The organism is Noviherbaspirillum sedimenti (assembly GCF_003590835.1).
Classification (GTDB): domain Bacteria; phylum Pseudomonadota; class Gammaproteobacteria; order Burkholderiales; family Burkholderiaceae_D; genus Paucimonas; species Paucimonas sedimenti.
Genome location: NZ_QYUQ01000002.1, coordinates 2366251 through 2383619 on the forward strand (window position 1 = coordinate 2366251; position 17369 = coordinate 2383619).

Genomic DNA, 17369 nt, shown 5'->3' on the forward strand with positions numbered 1-17369 from the left:
ACATGGGTTATATAAATATTTTGACCATGTAAGATATAGCTAAAAAGTCACGCTAATGAAAAGTCACGCTAATGAATTATCTTCCCAAGCAAATATAGAAGACTCCAGAGCTAAAAATAGGCCTTGATGCTCCAATCGGACGTGGAAGATACCAACCATTTAATTATATTACCGAAGAATTTGTTTTTACGACATTAATATGAAGCGCCTTATATTCGACCTTGATGAAACTCTCTGCACGACTATTGAGGGTGACTATCGAAATTCCGCCCCCAAAACTGAAATGATCGCAAAGATGCGTGAATATAAAAATTTGGGGTACGAGATTGCCATTAACACAAGCCGAAATATGCGAACTTATGAAGGCTCGATTGGCAAGATCAATGCCAATACGCTGCCCATCATCATCGAATGGTTGAATAAACACCATGTTCCCTATGATGAAATATATACAGGAAAACCTTGGTGTGGTACCGAGGGGTTCTATGTAGATGATAAGGCTATACGGCCTGAAGAATTCCTTTTGCTGTCTCATGAAGAAATCTGCCACTTGGTGGGAATCAGGAAATGATCCTCATTACATCAGGCGCATTTATCTCCACGGAGTTTCAAGTAGAACTAGGAAAACTGCCACCGGCTTTGGTACCTATTGGCAATAAGCGGCTTTACGAGCATCAAGTCACATCGCTTCGTACTACTTTTCCGAATCTCGACATCTATCTCTCTATTACCGATGCGTACTCATTGCGTACTACAGATGAAATTCTGTTAAAAAGACTTAATGTCAACGTAATTAGTGTACCTGATGGCCTGTCGCTCGGTGACTCACTGTTATATGTGATCAACAGCATTGGCAAGTATGATGAAACCTTGCGGATTCTCCATGGGGATACTTACCTGAGCAAAATTCCGCTTTCTGAAAATGTAATAGCATTAGCCGAAGCGGAAGACGATTATCCATGGGAAATTGAATCCGAGGATGCGACTAGCGAGAAGGTGTGGTGCGGCTATTTCTCCTTCAGCGACATAAAATTACTTGCCCGCTCTCTCTCCTCGGCTCGTGGTAAGTTTGTAGATGCAGTGCGCATATATCAGCGCAGTTGTCCGCAGCAATTCACGATTGTCGATGATTGGTTAGACATGGGTCATGTAAATAATTACTTCCGCTCTCGTGCCAAGATCACCACACAGCGTTCATTCAATGAACTTCACATAGCAGACGGCGTCGTGCTCAAATCCAGTTTCCAGCATCAAAAAATGGAAGCAGAAGCTAATTGGTTTGCATCTCTCCCCTACTCTGTTAAGCGCTATGCGCCACAACTCATACGAAATGACTTAGACAACGGTCGCCGATTTTACGCACTTGAATACCTACCTTACTTGCCCTTGAATGAATTGTACGTTCACGGCAGTCTTCCACTGCTCTTCTGGCGTAGGATCTTCAACTTGGCAGACACAGTGCTAAATGACTTTCAGAACGCCGAGGTCCTCACTCACACTCAGAAGGAAAAAATTCAGTATGACTTCACCAAGTTGGTCTCAGACAAAACCAATTTTCGCCTTTCGAAATTTGTGGAAGAATCGAACTACTGCCTCTCAGACCCAACCAGCCTGAATGGGAAACAACTCCCCTCATTGGAGCAAATCACTATTGAGTGTCAGGGCGCCGCTCTAGAATTACCAATCCGGCCTGGTATATCCCATGGGGATTTTTGCTTCAGCAACATACTTTTTGATTCCCGTTCAAATGCCCTCAAGGTCGTAGATCCCCGTGGCATCAACGTGGATGGAGACTTGACTATTCTTGGTGATTTAAGATACGACGTTGCAAAGTTCATTCATTCTTTATTTGGGCTTTATGACCACATTGTCGCCGGTCTATTCACCTTACATGAACCCACCCCGCTTAACTTCGAATTCAAGATCCATTTGGACGATACTATTGCCGCCATACAGCAAAGCTTTGAGAGAAACAATTCGCTGTTGCGCCTAACATCTCGACAGGTCATGCCACTCGTAATTTTACTTTTTATTTCTATGCTCCCCCTGCACCGAGATAGACCTGAACGCCAACGAGCATTTCTTGCTAACGCGCTGCGACTATACGTTTTTTGGAAGGAAGTCTGATATGTTTGTTATCCCTATGGTCGGGCTAAGCTCTCGCTTCTTTAAAGAAGGCTACAAAGTCCCAAAATATCAGCTACCACTGCACGGTACTACTGTGTTTTCCCATGTAATCGAATCGTTCCTGCATTATTTCGAATCTGACACCTTCATCTTCCTATGTCGCACGGACTACAACGCTCAAAGCTTCATTACTTCTGAGCTCGCGCGCATAGGCGTAAGGAACTATGTCCTAGTGCCATTTGATCGTGATACTCGCGGCCAGGCAGAGACTGTTTATTTGGGTATCCGAGACTTAGCGCCCAATGAAGAACTCTACATATTTAACATTGACACTTTCCGCCCCTGTTTTCGCAAACCTACTTTCGTTACAGAATGCGACGGCTACCTTGAGGTCTTTAGAGGAGATGGGGAACATTGGTCGTTCGTACTTCCAAGCAACAACGATAATGTCCTGCGCACCACGGAAAAAGACCGTGTTTCTGACCTGTGCAGTGACGGTTTATATTACTTCAAACGCAAGGCAGACTTTGATGCGATATTCGAAGCGGCCGTTAAGGAACAGGACACGGTTAAAGGTGAGTACTACGTAGCGCCTCTCTACAATCGTATGATTAAGGCAGGTAAGACCATCAAATATCACTTAATCGCTCCCGATGAGGTAGTGTTCTGTGGAACACCGTCTGAATACGAGGCGTGTGTGGTTACGGAGCACTACATTAGAAATAAAAAGTAATTGACCAAAGCACTATCTTTATAACCAGCGATAACGAACATCGCTCCGGTGTAAGCGCATTTCCGTAAGACGAGCATCGAAGGCACTGGCATGCTGCCTGAACCATTGATGCAATACTCTTCCAAGCACTTACCTTGGCAGCTCAGACTAAAGTGTAAGGTGAAATGATTCGCTCTCGGTCGTCATCGTCACGCCAGCCTATCAAATCACTGGGGATTAGTTGGCCTCAACTCAATCCATTCATGGTTAGTCAGCTCCGGATTCTCCTTCCAAAACACTTGACAATTGATAAAAGATTTGTACGATCGATTAAGATTTTGGTAACCGTAGTTAAAAAACCCAGATGGGGTACGGTGACCAATTTTTTTATAACAAAAAATATCCGTAGATTAGAAAATAAAAATGAATTTATTTCTAATTTTAGTAAAGAACGAACAGAAAAGAAAATGATATACAAATCATATATATCAAATGCATCAAGAAGAGTAATAAAAACTTTAATCGGCTTATTGCTAAGATTAATTGCCAATGCGTTATCTCTTATCAAGCCTCATAACTTAATTAAGATACTGGGGAAACTAGCATATGAGTTAAACGAAAAAGGTGATGGTTTCGTAACATTTCACATTCGACCTAAGAAAGCGAATGAAATTGAAATCGACAGCATATGGAAGCAAAATGATGAAGATGTAGGTATTGTAGTGCAGGGGCCATATGTCTCTACGAACAACTTTACCTTAGAGACAGTGAAATTATACAAACGAATATTCCCGAACGCACAAATCGTTTTATCAACTTGGGCCTCACATGAAGTTGAACAGTCAATGCAGGATCTACAAAAATACTGCACAGTAATTTATTCAACAAAACCAGAAACACTTGGCTCCCATAATCTCAATCTACAAAAAGCCACGACCTTAGCCGGAATAAGCCACATGAAAGGTCAAGGTAGACTTTTCTGTTTAAAAACACGTACAGACCAAAGAATTTATCGTCAAGGGGCTTTAAGCTATTTAAAAAGTCTGGTGGCAGCATACCCGGTAAAAAACAACACAATTTTGAATGGGCGAATTGTAGAACTGTCTATTACATCGTGTCGCTACAGACCATGGTCTTTATGCGACATGTTTCAGTTTGGATACACTGACGATTTATATTTGATGTGGGACTTTAAAAATGACCTTAGAAATCGTTCTGCAAGCGAGTACGCCAGCAAACCTTATAAAGTTATTGATATTGTTAACGAGAATGTTGCCGAAATTTTTGTGCATCGGAATTTTGCAAAAACAATTGGATTAAATGATTCTGCAGATTACCCTTCTTATTATGATTTTATTAAATCTGCTCTAATTTTGATCGACAAAGAAGAAGTAGATATCTTTTGGTCGAAATATACCGCCCAAGAATATAATTGGGCAGGCATCCCTCAATATAATGAAAATCAATTGCTAGGTAGACTTTCACATTCAGACTGGCACATATTAATTTCTGAAATCAATAATCAACCAGACTTCAAAAAATTTGAGTACAGACTAAACGAGTATGAAGTACTTTGACCAAAGCGGGGTCGCATCGAGAAAAAAGTGAAAAAAGAAAAACGGCGAAATGAAAGATTTATTTAAATTCCGATACAACATTATCAATGCAATTGGAATTGCAATTGGAATGTTAAACGTGATTTTGATTTACAAAAACTATGGTTCTTCAGCGCAAAGTGACACATATTTCTTAGGTTTCACCATCTACGCCACATTATCATTAATTTATCAATTATTTTCCGAGCAATTCATTTTTACTTATCGCGGAATAATAAGTGAAAAGGAAAAAAATCAGTTTTTGTTCACATACTTATCGTTCGCAACTATTGCCGGACTACTTTTAACAACAGTAATTTTCTTTACCAAGCCATTACTTTTAAATATTTTTGCATTCGGTCTAACAGATGCCAGAAAGGAGATGGTTTTTGGTGTGCTAAGTATTTTCACAATCTCCCTTGTTTGTTATTTACCGCTCCAGATTCTGCTAGCAGTATTAAACGCAATAGATCAATTAGCAGTTTCCTATACTCTGACATTTCTACCTACATCATTTGTGACGATGGCATTGCTTTTTGATTCTGGAGTTGGAGGAATTAATGAGATGGCATATGCACATCTAATTGGCTCATGTTTAGCTCTCTTATTATCTTTTCTATTTACAATCAAGATAATTGATTTTAAATCCTTAACAATAAATAAGAAATTCATTGACACTGTTTTAATTGGACTTAAAGTCAGATTTGCCCACAATGTACACAATTTTTTTCTGGGATGGGCGATCACAAATTATCTTTCAATGTATTCCGCTGGCCAAGCTTCCTTATTTTTTTATGCAAAAAAAATATCTGATGCAGCACTTTCTGTTTCTTATGGACCAACACACAAATTACTGATTAATAAAATTGTTGATAGTTTAAAACACCATTCCATCGGAAACATTGAGGATTTACTAAGAAAAATTACCTACATATTTCCTGCATTTTTCTTATTACTTTACATTGCGGTATGCATTGTAGCACCCGAATTTTTCATAATAATTGGCAAACCACTTGATAATAAAAATACATTGTTTGCAATACTTTTTTTCTTGTTCTGCGCAAATTCTTTAATTTCTATAGAAGTTGGTTACGCAATTATTAGCCAAGCAAATAACAAATATTGGAATGTAGTAATCGCAAACTTGGGGTTCGTAATGTTGTTTACGATTTGCGCTTATTCCATTCAAAATATTTCCGGGGTCATAGGGCTATCGATTTCAATGTTTATTGGACAACTGTCAAATTATTTTGTTAACAAATCTTATGCTAACAAAACGATCGCAGAAATGAAAAGGAATTTCTGCTCATGATTAAAAATGATGAAATCACATTTGTTGTGCAAGGCGCAGTATCAGATAAAAGAGCAACCTTACTTGCTATATCCTCGATAAGAAAAAATTTCCCGGGCAGTACTATTATCCTTTCGACTTGGGAAGGTTCTGATTTAACAGGGCTACAATATGATGAACTGGCACTGAGTCGTGACCCGGGGTCTTGTATCGTTGATGATTGTCGAAATATTTACTACAACATAAATCGGCAAATTGTCTCATCAAGAGAAGGATTAATCCGTGTCAAAACAAAGTATGCAGTCAAGACCAGGACCGATTGTTATTTCAAATCCCCAGTGCTGATTAAGAAATATGAAAATGGTTGCAAAACCTATGGAATTGACGCTTCCGAGTCTAATAGAATTCTTGTCATTCGTGATTTTTTTAGAAATCCAAGACGACGATATCACATGGCATATCATGTATCCGATTTTTTGTTTTTCGGAAAAACTGAAGATATAAGAACGATATTCTCTTGTAAGTTAATGTCCGACACAGAGATAAGATGGTACTCAAATCATCAAATACCAACATCGGCTCCGTCCAAGACAGTATTACATCGATTCTCTGCCGAGCAACATTTGTGGATGTCTTTTCTACATTCAAAAAACTGGTCCTTTTCTATTGAAAATGCATATGACATTTCGGAAAGTGTTATATCCAACGCAGAAGCAAGTTATCGACAATTCCTTTTAATATATTCCTCTATCTCACTGGATTTTTTTTCTATTAAACATAAGAAAATGTATCTTGTCTCGTATGACAGTTATTCCGCCAAAGAAATTAAAAACATATATGTATCCAGATTTTCTCTAGCTCCATCATTTGAGCGAACACTACTTTTATACCTACATTCTGCAGGTCGAGCCATCAAATATACAGCACGAGTTATTCTTGGATTCTTTCAGAGTCGAATCGTAAGCTAAGTTGTAACCGATGCTTGTCGGGGGCCTCCATGATGGCCAGGATGAAGGAGCTGGAGGAAGAGAACCGGCGCCTGAAGAAGATGTATGCCGAGGAGCGCCTGAAGGCGGAAATCATTGCCGAGGCCATGCAAAAAAAGTGGTGAGGCCATCTTGCCGGCGCAAGATGGCCTACTGGGCAGTACAACAGAAATCGGTCAGCATCCACCTGGCTTGCCTGATGTTTGGCATCAGCCAGACTTGCTATCGCTACCAGGCCAAGCTGTCGGCGGAGAACGAAGTCATCGCCGACTGGCTGATTCGGCTGACCACCAACCAGCGCAACTGGGGCTTTGGCCTGTGTTTCCTGTATTTGCGCAATGTGAAGGGCTTTCCATGGAATCACAAGCGCGTCTACCGCATCTATCGTAAGCCCCCGGTAATGTCATCTTGAGAAGCGCCTTAAGCATAAGGATCATGGTGCCCACCTAAAAACAGGTGGACATCTATGACCGATACGAAGATCAGACGGCGCCGTTACGGCGCAGCGCTCAAGGCGCACATCCTGGCCGAATGCGAACAACCCGGCATGTCGGTCGCGCGCGTAGCCATGGCCCATGGCATCAACGGTAAGCGATCCATTAACCCCAGCCTTGTCGCCCGCTCTTGAGGCCGGCATGATATGCCCTGAGCTTAGGGCGAATCAGGGCTTCTTGGCGGCGCCAGGCACTGGAACGAAGGCGATGCAGTTCACGACGTTAGCGCATGCCAGTGGGTATTCCGGCCCATCGTGACCGCCGATTCCGGTCTATCGTGACCGGTCATTCCGGCGCATCGTGACCGCTCATTCTGGTCTATCGTGACCGATTTACAGCCATTCCCGGAATCGGCGGTCACGATACCAGAACCATCGGTCACGATACCGGAATGGCGTCGTACGGCGCAGAAGTGGTGTTACGCATAGTGCAACCGAACGGGTACGCTTCCAGCTTTTTGTCTGGAGACAGCGTGCCCGTACCAAGGATCAATATGCGTAAGATAAAAGACGTATTGCGTCTGAAGCTGGACGCCAAACTCTCGCATCAACAGATCGCCGCCGCGCTGGGCATTTCCAAAGGCGTCGTCACCAAATATGTCGGGCTGGCCGCCGCTGCGGGCCTGGACTGGTCTGTCGTGCAGGATGCCGACGAAGCCGCGCTGGAACGGCGGCTGCTGGTGGCGCCCGAACGTCCGCGTGACCATGTTCAACCAGACTACGGCCGCCTGCACCAGGAATTGCGGCGCAAGGGCATGACGCTGATGTTGCTGTGGGAAGAGTACCGGGCCGATCACGCCGATGCCCACACCTACGCCTACTCCCAGTTCTGCGAGAATTACCGGCGCTTTGCCCGGCAACTCAAGCGTTCCATGCGCCAGGTCCATCGGGCCGGCGAGAAGCTGTTCATCGATTACGCGGGGCCGACCATCGGCCTGTCTGACGGCAGCCGCGCCCACATCTTCGTGGCCGCACTGGGCGCTTCCAGCTACACCTACGCCTGTGCCACGCCGCGCGAGACGATGGCAGACTGGATCGAATCGACGGCGCGCGCGCTGAACTTCTTCGGCGGCGTCCCCCAGCTCATCGTCCCCGACAATCCGAAGGCCATGATCGCCGACGCCAACCGCTACGAGCCGCGCAGCAACGATACCGTGCTCGACTTTGCGCGCCACTATGGCACCTCGATTCTGCCGGCACGCCCCCGCCATCCGCAAGACAAGGCCAAGGCTGAATCGGCGGTGCAGATCGTCGAACGCTGGATCATGGCGCGTCTGCGCCATCAGCAGTTTGCCAGCGTGCACGAAGTCAATGCGGCCATGGCGCCCCTGCTGGCAAGGCTCAACGACAAGCCGTTTCAGAAGCTGCCCGGCAGCCGCGCCAGTGCGTTTGCCGAACTTGATGCACCAGCGCTACTTCCGCTGCCGTTGCAGCGCTACGAAATGGCGCACTTCAAGACCGTCAGGGTGCACATCGACTACCACGTGGAAGTGGAGCGCCATCGCTACAGCGTGCCGCACGCTCTGGTCGGTCAGGTGCTGGAAGCGCGCATCACGGCGGCAGTCGTGGAGATATTGCATCGCGGCCAGCGCGTGGCCAGTCATGCCCGTAACCCTCGCCAAGGCGGCTTTACCACCTTCGCCGCGCATATGCCGGCCGCCCACCGCGCTCACATGGAGTGGACCCCGCAGCGGCTCATTCACTGGGGCCAGAGCATTGGCCCCGCGACCGCGGAAGCAGTCACGCGACTAATGGCCGAGAACAAACACCCCGAGCACGGCTACCGCGCCTGCCTGGGCCTGCTGTCGCTGGCCAAACGGTACGGCAAGCCCAGGCTCGAATCGGCGTGCACGCTGGCCCTGCAACTGGGCGCCTGCCGGTACCGCCATGTGCGCGACATCCTCGCCAATCATCGCGACCAAGGCAAGCCCGCGGCGGCCGGCGACTGGGTCAGTCCCGACCATGCCCACGTCCGTGGCCCCGACTACTATCAATAAGGAATTTGAAGATGATGATGCATACCACCCTGGCGCAACTGCGCACCCTGAAACTGGACGGTCTGGCAGCTGGCCTGGAAGATCAGTTGACCCAGCCTGGCATGGCGGCGATGAGCTTCGAAGAACGCCTTGCACTGCTGGTCGACCGTGAAGTCAATAGCCGCAATGATCGCAAGCTGCTGCGCCTGCTCAAAAACGCGCACTTGAAATATGGCCAGGCGACCATCGAAGATATCGATACGCGCCCCAGCCGGGGCATCGACCGCCGCGAGGTGATGAGCATGGCGTTGGGTGATTGGGTCAGTGCCGGCCACAGTGTCCTCATTACCGGACCGACCGGTGCCGGCAAGTCCTGGCTCGCTTGCGCACTGGCGCAGTACGCCTGTCGGCGCGGCTACTCTGCGATCTATCAGCGTGTGCCCCGTCTACAGGAAGAACTGCGCATCCGGCACGGCAGCGGCACCTTCGGCAAATGGCTGCTCCAGCTCGCCAGGACCGATGTCCTCGTCCTCGACGACTGGGGCATGGGGGCGATTGACAGCATGACGCGCTCCGACCTGCTGGAAATCATTGACGACCGCGCCACCAACAAGGCCACGATCATTACCAGTCAATTACCGGTGGAGCACTGGCATGCGTGGATCGGCGACGCCACCATTGCCGATGCCATCCTCGACAGAATCATGCAGCGCAATCACCGTTTTACCCTGACCGGCGATTCGCTGCGCACACAACGCCCTAAAACCATCAAAAAGGAGAAAAACATCGACCCATCGTGACCGCAGACATTACAATTTAACCGCGTAACACCATCTCATGCGCAGCGGTCACGATAGCCCGGAATGAGCGGTCACGTTCGCCGGAATACGCACCAGCATGACATACTTGTCGGATTCGTCCGGCGCAATGCTGGCGAGCCAGGTCGCTAGTTCTGCAGTAACGTAGGCCAGTAGGGGCCGCTCCGGGTGAGCATTGAGGTATTGCATCATGGCCCGCGCGCTCTGCGCCGGGCGCAGGTCTTCGCCGAAGCGAACAGCGGCCACGTAGCGCGCCATCTGCTTGTCCTGCTCGGCTTCGGTGATCAACGGCCAGGTCAAGCCTGTTTCTTTCATCGCCTGGAAGCAAATGAACAGCAGGTTGAGCGCGAAGTCCATTTTTTCCAGCGACACGCCCATGCGCTGCAAGACGAGCACAGAACCGAACATGTTTGGCTGGACACGGAACAATTCATCGGCAAGGGCTTCCTTTTGCCGTATGTCCATGGCTCGTATCACTTGGATGGCGCTAGCAAGCGCCTGCTGGGAAACGCGGCTCACAGCAATGCGCCTGGCAAGGAAACTTGGCCGTCGGACCCGGCCCCGATGTTCCAGGGCAGCAGCGCTTCCACATCATCGACGGTTTTCGCCGCGGGCAAATCGCGCAGCACCTGGCACAGCCATTGATACGGTTCAACGCCGTTGGCCTTGGCGGTCTGCACGAGTGAGTAAATCACGGCGCTGGCATGCGCACCAGCCGGCGTGTCGCTAAACAGCCACCCCTTTCGTCTATGCCAAGCTTGGCATAGGCGCAACAACTGGCTATTTGCCGGCAGCTTGCGCGCCGGCCAGCGTGCCGCGGCAGTGATGAGCCTGATCCACTCGGCACGGCTCAACGGTCACGATATCTACGCGTATATGAAGGACATCCTGGAACGGCTGCCTTCCCATCCGGCCAGCCGCATCGGTGATCTGCTGCCGCATCGCTGGACGCAGGTGCAATAACACCCGGCCGTCAAGATGGGTTCGCCGGGTGCTTACCATCTATCGTCAACTGGAGTTGAACCTGCGCATCAAGCCGAAGAAGCGCCTTGTCCGGGAGAAGCCAGAACCGCTGGCCGAGCCAGAAGGCATCAACCAAGTCTGGTCGATGGATTTCATGCATGACCAGCTGGCCAATGGTCGCTCAATCCGGTTGTTCAACGTCATCGATGATTTCAATCGGGAAGGCCTGGGCATGGAAGTGGATTTCTCGCTGCCGTCGGAGCGGGTGATTCGCTCCCTGGATCGCATCATCGAATGGCGAGGCAAGCCGGCCATGATTCGCTGCGACAATGGCCCGGAATACGTCAGTGCGGCATTGCAGGTCTGGGCCGACCGGCGAGCGATTCGGCTCGAATATATCCAGCCAGGCAAGCCGCAGCATAATGCCTATGTCGAGCGCTACAACCGGACAGTGCGTTATGACTGGCTGGCGCACTACCTGTTCGACACCATTGAGGAGGTGCAGGAATTCGCCACCCGATGGCTATGGACCTATAATCACGAACGGCCCCACATGGCCCTCGGTGGTATCACCCCGAAACAGAAATTGGCCTTGGCCGCTTAGCCTCTACCTTCAGGCTCGCTTAAAAATGGGGGGATTACCTCCAGAAATAACCGATTCTATTCGAAGAAATACAACAGATGTAGAAATAAGAAAAAACACAATATTAATTGGAAAAACCTTTACAAATGGCAGATTCAACATACCAATAATAAAATACAAACAATATATTATTAACCCCCAAAGAATTGCTTTTTCCTTAACATCCCGGCTAGTTTTTATGTACTTTTTTAAAGAGAAAAGTAACGTAATCATCATTGTTGAAAAAAGGGATAGTCCTACAATTCCAAAATTCAAAAACAGATATGTCCATCCGGACTCAACGAACAAAATGTCGTTCGAACCTATAAGTATGGACAGGATGCTTAAATCAAAACCAACGTTCTCATGATTCAAATGCTCCTCAATGCTTTGTGATTTGCTAGAAATCAAATAATCTGCAATAGGAAGAATCTGTTCCCAAAAAATTAATACTAGGGTAGCGAGCAACAAGCACGAAAAAACTAATGAGGCTCTTGCAAAATTACCACCAAAAAACAATATAAAGAAAGATATTAAGATCAAAAACCCTATTGCAGTCAGCGATTGTGTCACCAACAAAGAAACAATCAAGCCCAACAAAATTAAGCGTCTATTTTTTAAGTTTGAAAAATACACCCAACCAATTAATAAAAAGCATAATGCTGCAAAGCCATTGGGATCATCAAGAAAGCTACCAAAACGTACGCTGTAAGAGTCGCTATATGCCAATGCTGGAAGGCGCCCGATTAAAAAAAATAGGGCAATTTGTAAAAAATTGACACCTAATGAAAAAAATAGTAAGAACTTTAAAAAAAACTGCAATGAATCAAATCGCACATTTTTGGTGGCAAGAACAATTATTAACGATACCGCTGGCGCAAAGGCGATTTCCAAAAATTCTATCTCACCAACTACAATTCCTTTAATAGTTACATATAAAACAAAAAGTAAAGTACTCGCTGTGTACAATAATTGACTTGCAGACTTAATTCTGAATCTCAAAAAAAACAATGCAACAAATGAAAAGAAAAGGAAAATTAAATACTTCCCGATTTGTAGCAAAAATGGAGTGTCTGTATACGTTGGGCTTGTCTGACTTGAATTAATTTGCAATGGATACCGATATGAACAGTAAAAAATTGCAACTAGAAATACCGTCCAGAATATCGAGTTTTTATTTAATTTAGACATGAAAATCTTCCCGTGTGATTTGTAATTTATTTTAAGAACACAGGTATGTAAAGGAGGCTAATTTTTCAATCCAAAATGTGGACTACGGCCAAGCTGCGCTCTAATTAATCGAGTCAAATTGTCAAAGCGACGCTCACCTAAAATGTATCCGACAAGAAAATAAAGATGAAACATTGGATAGCGCGCAAACCCCAATTGCGCAAAGGATCTATACAAGGCCCAAAATTCACCTATCGATAGTTCGAGTTGATCCTTAATATAAGGATAAAAATAGTTTGCATAATCTTTCATTACAGCTTCAACGACTTCGTTCCCGATGTCACCATTTTCATGATGATGTTGAAGAATCGTGATTACCCCTGTAATCATACGAATTCTAGCCGCTGGCGTATATCTTCCTGGTGTGAATATACCTTTTTCAGATCCGCTGTTTCCAAAATCTGGAGGTTCACCATTACGACACAACACCAGTGTTTCCGGCGTACTGACTGCTGGCATCCTAGCCAGTACGTATGCCGTCAAGTGCATCTGATAATAAAGGGTACCATCGAATTCATCAGTAGCCGCTTGATTAGCCAAGTCGCGATGAACAATGTAGCCAGATATCACCCCTGCGCGCCGATAACAAACTGAGATTGCCTCCATACCAGCATTCATGAAATGCTCGTCTGAAAAATACCTTACAGTTTGATTGACATGATCCGGATCACCGTCGAACCACGCGTAACTCTTCAAGACCAATCCGACATTTGGATATGTTTCAAGGACCGTTTGCACGTTATGCAACGCCCCCTTACACATGATGTCGTCATTGCCCATAAAAAAACAATACTCACCATTAGCCTTTGACACTAGGTTCCGAATATTTCCATCGTATCCAAGGTTCTGTTCATTCTCGTAATAAAGCAAACGCCCAGGATACTTCTCTATATACTTGTTTACAATCATCGCAATTTGTGTGCGCTCAGGCGATTGGTCTTCGCAAATCACGATCTCAAACGATTGGTTGCTTTGCGCAAAAATAGAATCCAGCAATGCCGTCAAATGCCGTGCTCGATTATATGCAGGGATACAAATAGAAAATTTTGGCCGTTGTTTCTTTATATTCATATGCGTTAATCTAAATATCGAATAATTGTTGCCGGAACTCCGGCCACGACTGCAGGACGATCACAAATCAATCGAACCACACTGTTCGCTCCGACTATGCAACCCGCAGCTAAGCGTGTGCCCCCCAAAATTACCACGCCATCACCAAGCCAACATCCCGCACCGATATGAATAGCACTTGGGTTTGCCAACGGTCGACGACTCGGGTAAGTACTTAGATCGTCGGAATTAAGGTTGTGTGTCGGCCCATGGCTGTGGTCTCCAATATAAATTTTGCTTCCCAACAGACATCCATCCCCAATTTCAATGTATTCAAGGCATGATATGTGAGTCAGATCACTGACACACACATCATTACCTATTGATAACTTTGGAGAATAATGTTGGTCCGCATATTCGGTGATCGCTTCGATCCAACAAAAATCGCCAATACGAAAATTGTGCCCAAGATGGATGAATTCTAAGCCACGGAATTTTGTCTTCTCACCAATTGCCGTCGCATTGACGCCAAGTATGCTTCGCACCAATATTGCCCTCAAACGTGGGGCTGCCCGAATAACAAAATAGTGTAATTTCCGGCAAATCTTTATGTAGTAACGCCACATTATGGAATAAATAAAATAATACGTTCGCCCGCTATAGCAATTTGTAGCCAATACGTTCAGATCAAAATACATCCTACTTCGCCACTGCATATTACGACTGTGACCACGCAAGTTAAATTTTGACAAAAATTTTTAAATGGAAAGAATGCCAAAAAAGTTTTTGATACTCAATAAATTCTTTCTGCTCACGTTTTTCGCCCATAAGTGTCTGAAAATCGAACAATATCATCCTCTCCCAAATAACTGCCCGATTGCACTTCGATGATTTCCAACGGAATTGTCCCTGGATTTGATAGACGGTGAGTTTCCCCCAAGGGAATATAAGTGGACTGGTTTTCAGACAACACAATTGTTTTGTCTCCACAGGTAATTTCTGCCGTCCCTTTCACCACGATCCAGTGCTCTGCTCGATGGTAGTGCATTTGAAGGCTGAGGCTGGCTTGCGGTTTCACCTGGATACGCTTGACCTTGAAACGCTCTGCTTCGTCGATGCTGTCATACCAACCCCAGGGGCGATGAACCTTACGGTGCAGGGTGTGCTCTTCGCGCTGCTGTTGATTCAGTTCCGTGACGATATGCTTGACATCCTGGCAGCGGGACTTGTCAGCAACAAGGACAGCATCCGGGGTCTCAATAACGACCAGATTATCGACACCTACCAGGCTCACCAGCCGGCTGGTCGCATGCACCAGGGTGTTGCGACTGTCAGTGGCAAGCACGTCGCCCAGGTGGGTATTGCCGGCTCCATCCTTGGGCGACACGTTCCACACCGCATCCCAAGCCCCCAAGTCGTTCCAGCCTGCGGCGAGCGACACCATCCTGATCGGGAATGCACTGCCGGGGCACTGTTCCATCACGGCATAGTCGATCGATTCGCCGGGAATTTGCGCGAACATCGTTTTATCTGGGCGGACAAATGCGGTATCGGCGGCCTTGCCCTCCCAGGCCTTTTCAGTTGCGGCAGCGATATCAGGACAAAAATGTCGTAACGCTTTCAGCCAGACGCTGGCTTTGAGCACGAATATGCCACTATTCCATGCATACTCGCCACTATCCACATAGCCTTGTGCGGTGACCAGATCTGGCTTTTCAACGAACTGGACGACAGCATGTTCGCCGTGTTGCCCTGGTTCGCTCTTGTGCTTGATGTAGCCATAGCCGGTTTCCGGCCGATCCGGCGTAATGCCAAGGATGACGATGGCACCCGAGGCCGCAGTTCGTACACTGTCTTGCAAGGCTGCTGTGAATGCCTGGCTATCGATCACCGTCTGATCCGCTGGAGTGACTACCAGTATAGGATCTTCGCCATTCGCTGTGGCTTGCAGGGCGGCCAGCGTCAAGGCAGGGGCGGTATTTCGGCCAACAGGTTCCAGCAATAATCTGGCGTCAACGGATTTCAACTCCCTTAGTTGATCCAGCGCCAGAAATCGATGCTCTTCGTTCGTGACCACCAGCGTTTCGCCGACCTTGATATCGCTCCCCGCAAGTCCGTTGACGCGCTCGATCGCCTGCTGAAATAAGCTGTTGGTGCCCGATAGCACAAGGAATTGTTTAGGAAAGCCCGCGCGGGACAATGGCCACAGCCGCGTACCTGAACCGCCACACAAGATAATGGGAGTAATGTTGTTCATTATGACTTCGAATTGCCAATGGTTTTGTTATTGAATTTCCATGTTTCCGACAACTCTTGCCAACGATTGCTAGTTTCGGGGTCTTGACGGGAGCGTCGGTAAGCTTCGCACGCAAATGCCAGCAGTATGCCAAGTATGCCACCAGCCACCACGCCAAGCAGCGTAATGACCGCCCGCTTTGGCTTCGATTTTCTTTCAGCGGGAACGGCCTTGTCCAGCAACTGGATCATGGACGAGTCTTTGGCTTCATCGATCCTGGCCAACTCATATTGCTTCGCCAGTAGTTCGAACATGGTTTCGTAATACTTTACTTCACGCAGACTGCGGACATACTCGACGCCGACCGCTGGGATTTTCCCGGTTGGCACCATGAAATCGCCATCTTTGGAGGGCTGGTTCTTTTCCAACTTGAGCAGTTGCATCTGGAGGGCCCTGAGCTCCTCCTGCGTGCGTAACAGCTCCGGATTTTGCCCGGTTGCGAAGGTACGCATGGCATTCAGCTGGACTTCTTTCGCGGCGATCGTGCCCTTGATCTGGGCGATGCTGGCAATGATGGCCTGCACCTGGCCTTCGGGCTGGATCATGCCGGTTTTTTCCTGAGTGGTACGCAAGGCCACTTCTGCATTGGCCAGCTGGTTTTTAGTCTCTTTCAACTGGCGCTCAAAAAAGAGACGCCTCTGCGATGCTTCTGAAATCGCCATAGTCTGGGTCAGCTTAATCAGTTCAGCGACATAGGCGTTCGCCAGTTCAGCGGCAAACCTGGGGTCCTTGTCCTCGATGCTGATGGAGATCAAACCATCTTTCTTGCCCGCTCCAATTTGACTGACACCGGCCAAGGCCTTGCGCGCATCATCGATAACCTTGCTTTCATATCGATCCTGCAGCTTGAACTCCTTGATCAGATTGTCGGCAATCGTGCGACTTCCCAATATCCCCACATAAAGGTCGTTCGGATTTTTGATGCCGCCAATACCAGCCACCCCGGCCAGGCCACCGAGTTGCCCAAGCATGGCAGCCATGCCGGAGCTTTGCTGCTGCGGCGGCATGATCGTCGCCGTACTGGTGAATTTTGGCGCTATCAGCGTGCTGACGCTCAGCGCCAGCACGCCGAACAGGATCGGCATGCCGAACACTAGCTTTTTATGGCGAAGCAGGACGATCAACAGATCGAGAAAATGAATTTCATCTTGCTCGTCTTCCCTGATTTCCTGACGGTCGCTTTTGCTATCCAGTTGCTGATTCATCGCTT

General features: G+C 47.3%; 14 protein-coding genes and 5 pseudogenes. 12 read left to right on the top strand and 7 right to left on the bottom strand.

What is annotated here, in order from left to right; all coding sequences use genetic code 11:
* The first annotated feature begins 199 nt into the window (after positions 1-199).
* The 10 genes and pseudogenes from D3878_RS10975 (at position 200) to istB (ending at position 9980) form a co-directional block, all read left to right on the top strand.
* Positions 200-571, top strand: a complete 372-nt coding sequence (locus D3878_RS10975; RefSeq protein ID WP_119785499.1) for an HAD-IIIC family phosphatase — start codon at positions 200-202, stop codon at positions 569-571.
* The gene (locus tag D3878_RS10980) at positions 568-2127 is read left to right on the top strand and encodes an aminoglycoside phosphotransferase family protein (protein ID WP_119785500.1); all 1560 of its coding nucleotides are present in this window, start codon (positions 568-570) and stop codon (positions 2125-2127) included. The genes D3878_RS10975 and D3878_RS10980 overlap by 4 nt, the downstream gene beginning before the upstream one ends.
* Before the next feature lies 1 nt (position 2128).
* Positions 2129-2860 carry a glycosyltransferase family 2 protein gene (locus tag D3878_RS10985; RefSeq protein ID WP_119785501.1) on the top strand — a complete coding sequence of 244 codons (732 nt, stop codon included), beginning with the start codon at positions 2129-2131 and terminating at the stop codon, positions 2858-2860.
* A gap of 278 nt (positions 2861-3138) precedes the next feature.
* Positions 3139-4416 carry a WavE lipopolysaccharide synthesis family protein gene (locus D3878_RS10990; protein ID WP_158592244.1) on the top strand — a complete coding sequence of 426 codons (1278 nt, stop codon included), beginning with the start codon at positions 3139-3141 and terminating at the stop codon, positions 4414-4416.
* A 49-nt stretch (positions 4417-4465) separates the two neighbouring features.
* Positions 4466-5746: an MATE family efflux transporter gene (locus tag D3878_RS10995; RefSeq protein ID WP_119785503.1), complete on the top strand. Its 1281-nt coding sequence runs from the start codon at positions 4466-4468 to the stop codon at positions 5744-5746.
* Entirely contained in the window at positions 5743-6693 is a 951-nt protein-coding gene (locus D3878_RS11000; RefSeq protein WP_119785504.1) for a WavE lipopolysaccharide synthesis family protein, read from the top strand. Before D3878_RS10995 ends, D3878_RS11000 begins: the two co-directional genes overlap by 4 nt.
* A pseudogene (locus D3878_RS11005) lies at positions 6612-7102 on the top strand (IS3 family transposase); the annotation flags it as partial. The gene D3878_RS11000 and the pseudogene D3878_RS11005, both read left to right, overlap by 82 nt.
* A gap of 75 nt (positions 7103-7177) precedes the next feature.
* Positions 7178-7297: pseudogene (locus tag D3878_RS11010) on the top strand (transposase); the annotation flags it as partial.
* Positions 7298-7677: 380 nt separating this feature from the next.
* A complete protein-coding gene (gene istA, locus D3878_RS11015; protein ID WP_119785506.1) occupies positions 7678-9201 on the top strand; it encodes an IS21 family transposase in 1524 nt (507 codons plus the stop codon).
* A gap of 11 nt (positions 9202-9212) precedes the next feature.
* Positions 9213-9980: an IS21-like element helper ATPase IstB gene (gene istB / locus D3878_RS11020; RefSeq protein WP_119785507.1), complete on the top strand. Its 768-nt coding sequence runs from the start codon at positions 9213-9215 to the stop codon at positions 9978-9980.
* Positions 9981-10028: 48 nt separating this feature from the next.
* Here istB and D3878_RS11025 read toward each other — a convergent pair whose 3' ends face one another.
* Complete coding sequence (locus D3878_RS11025) at positions 10029-10463, bottom strand: hypothetical protein (protein WP_233556306.1); 435 nt, start codon at positions 10461-10463, stop codon at positions 10029-10031.
* A 50-nt stretch (positions 10464-10513) separates the two neighbouring features.
* A pseudogene (locus tag D3878_RS11030) lies at positions 10514-10744 on the bottom strand (transposase domain-containing protein); the annotation flags it as partial.
* A gap of 22 nt (positions 10745-10766) precedes the next feature.
* On the opposite strand from D3878_RS11030, the pseudogene D3878_RS24805 reads away from it, so the two are divergent.
* Positions 10767-10961: pseudogene (locus D3878_RS24805) on the top strand (transposase domain-containing protein); the annotation flags it as partial.
* 22 nt (positions 10962-10983) lie between these two features.
* Positions 10984-11565 (top strand): annotated as a pseudogene (locus tag D3878_RS11040) (IS3 family transposase); the annotation flags it as partial.
* A 9-nt stretch (positions 11566-11574) separates the two neighbouring features.
* Here the strand turns inward: D3878_RS11040 and D3878_RS11045 are convergent.
* From D3878_RS11045 to D3878_RS11065, 5 genes are all read right to left on the bottom strand, one after another.
* Positions 11575-12774, bottom strand: coding sequence for a hypothetical protein (locus tag D3878_RS11045; RefSeq protein ID WP_147383933.1), 1200 nt, complete (start codon positions 12772-12774; stop codon positions 11575-11577).
* A 57-nt stretch (positions 12775-12831) separates the two neighbouring features.
* Positions 12832-13884 carry a glycosyltransferase family 2 protein gene (locus tag D3878_RS11050; RefSeq protein ID WP_119785509.1) on the bottom strand — a complete coding sequence of 351 codons (1053 nt, stop codon included), beginning with the start codon at positions 13882-13884 and terminating at the stop codon, positions 12832-12834.
* Between the two features lie 5 nt (positions 13885-13889).
* Positions 13890-14561: an LbetaH domain-containing protein gene (locus tag D3878_RS11055; RefSeq protein WP_233556307.1), complete on the bottom strand. Its 672-nt coding sequence runs from the start codon at positions 14559-14561 to the stop codon at positions 13890-13892.
* A 113-nt stretch (positions 14562-14674) separates the two neighbouring features.
* Positions 14675-16120: a mannose-1-phosphate guanylyltransferase/mannose-6-phosphate isomerase gene (locus D3878_RS11060; RefSeq protein ID WP_119785510.1), complete on the bottom strand. Its 1446-nt coding sequence runs from the start codon at positions 16118-16120 to the stop codon at positions 14675-14677.
* Entirely contained in the window at positions 16120-17364 is a 1245-nt protein-coding gene (locus D3878_RS11065) for a GumC family protein (protein WP_119785511.1), read from the bottom strand. Before D3878_RS11065 ends, D3878_RS11060 begins: the two co-directional genes overlap by 1 nt.
* Between the last annotated feature and the right edge of the window lie 5 nt (positions 17365-17369).

Excerpts from the sequence above, each read along its gene's own strand:
- D3878_RS11045 (WP_147383933.1), bottom strand. The coding sequence starts at position 12,774 with ATGTCTAAATTAAATAAAAACTCGATATTCTGGACGGTATTTCTAGTT.
- D3878_RS11065 (WP_119785511.1), bottom strand. The coding sequence starts at position 17,364 with ATGAATCAGCAACTGGATAGCAAAAGCGACCGTCAGGAAATCAGGGAA.
- D3878_RS11060 (WP_119785510.1), bottom strand. The coding sequence starts at position 16,120 with ATGAACAACATTACTCCCATTATCTTGTGTGGCGGTTCAGGTACGCGG.
- D3878_RS10980 (WP_119785500.1), top strand. The coding sequence starts at position 568 with ATGATCCTCATTACATCAGGCGCATTTATCTCCACGGAGTTTCAAGTA.
- istB (WP_119785507.1), top strand. The coding sequence starts at position 9,213 with ATGATGATGCATACCACCCTGGCGCAACTGCGCACCCTGAAACTGGAC.
- D3878_RS11050 (WP_119785509.1), bottom strand. The coding sequence starts at position 13,884 with ATGAATATAAAGAAACAACGGCCAAAATTTTCTATTTGTATCCCTGCA.
- D3878_RS11055 (WP_233556307.1), bottom strand. The coding sequence starts at position 14,561 with ATGTATTTTGATCTGAACGTATTGGCTACAAATTGCTATAGCGGGCGA.
- D3878_RS11025 (WP_233556306.1), bottom strand. The coding sequence starts at position 10,463 with ATGGACATACGGCAAAAGGAAGCCCTTGCCGATGAATTGTTCCGTGTC.
- D3878_RS10995 (WP_119785503.1), top strand. The coding sequence starts at position 4,466 with ATGAAAGATTTATTTAAATTCCGATACAACATTATCAATGCAATTGGA.
- D3878_RS10985 (WP_119785501.1), top strand. The coding sequence starts at position 2,129 with ATGTTTGTTATCCCTATGGTCGGGCTAAGCTCTCGCTTCTTTAAAGAA.
- D3878_RS11000 (WP_119785504.1), top strand. The coding sequence starts at position 5,743 with ATGATTAAAAATGATGAAATCACATTTGTTGTGCAAGGCGCAGTATCA.
- D3878_RS10975 (WP_119785499.1), top strand. The coding sequence starts at position 200 with ATGAAGCGCCTTATATTCGACCTTGATGAAACTCTCTGCACGACTATT.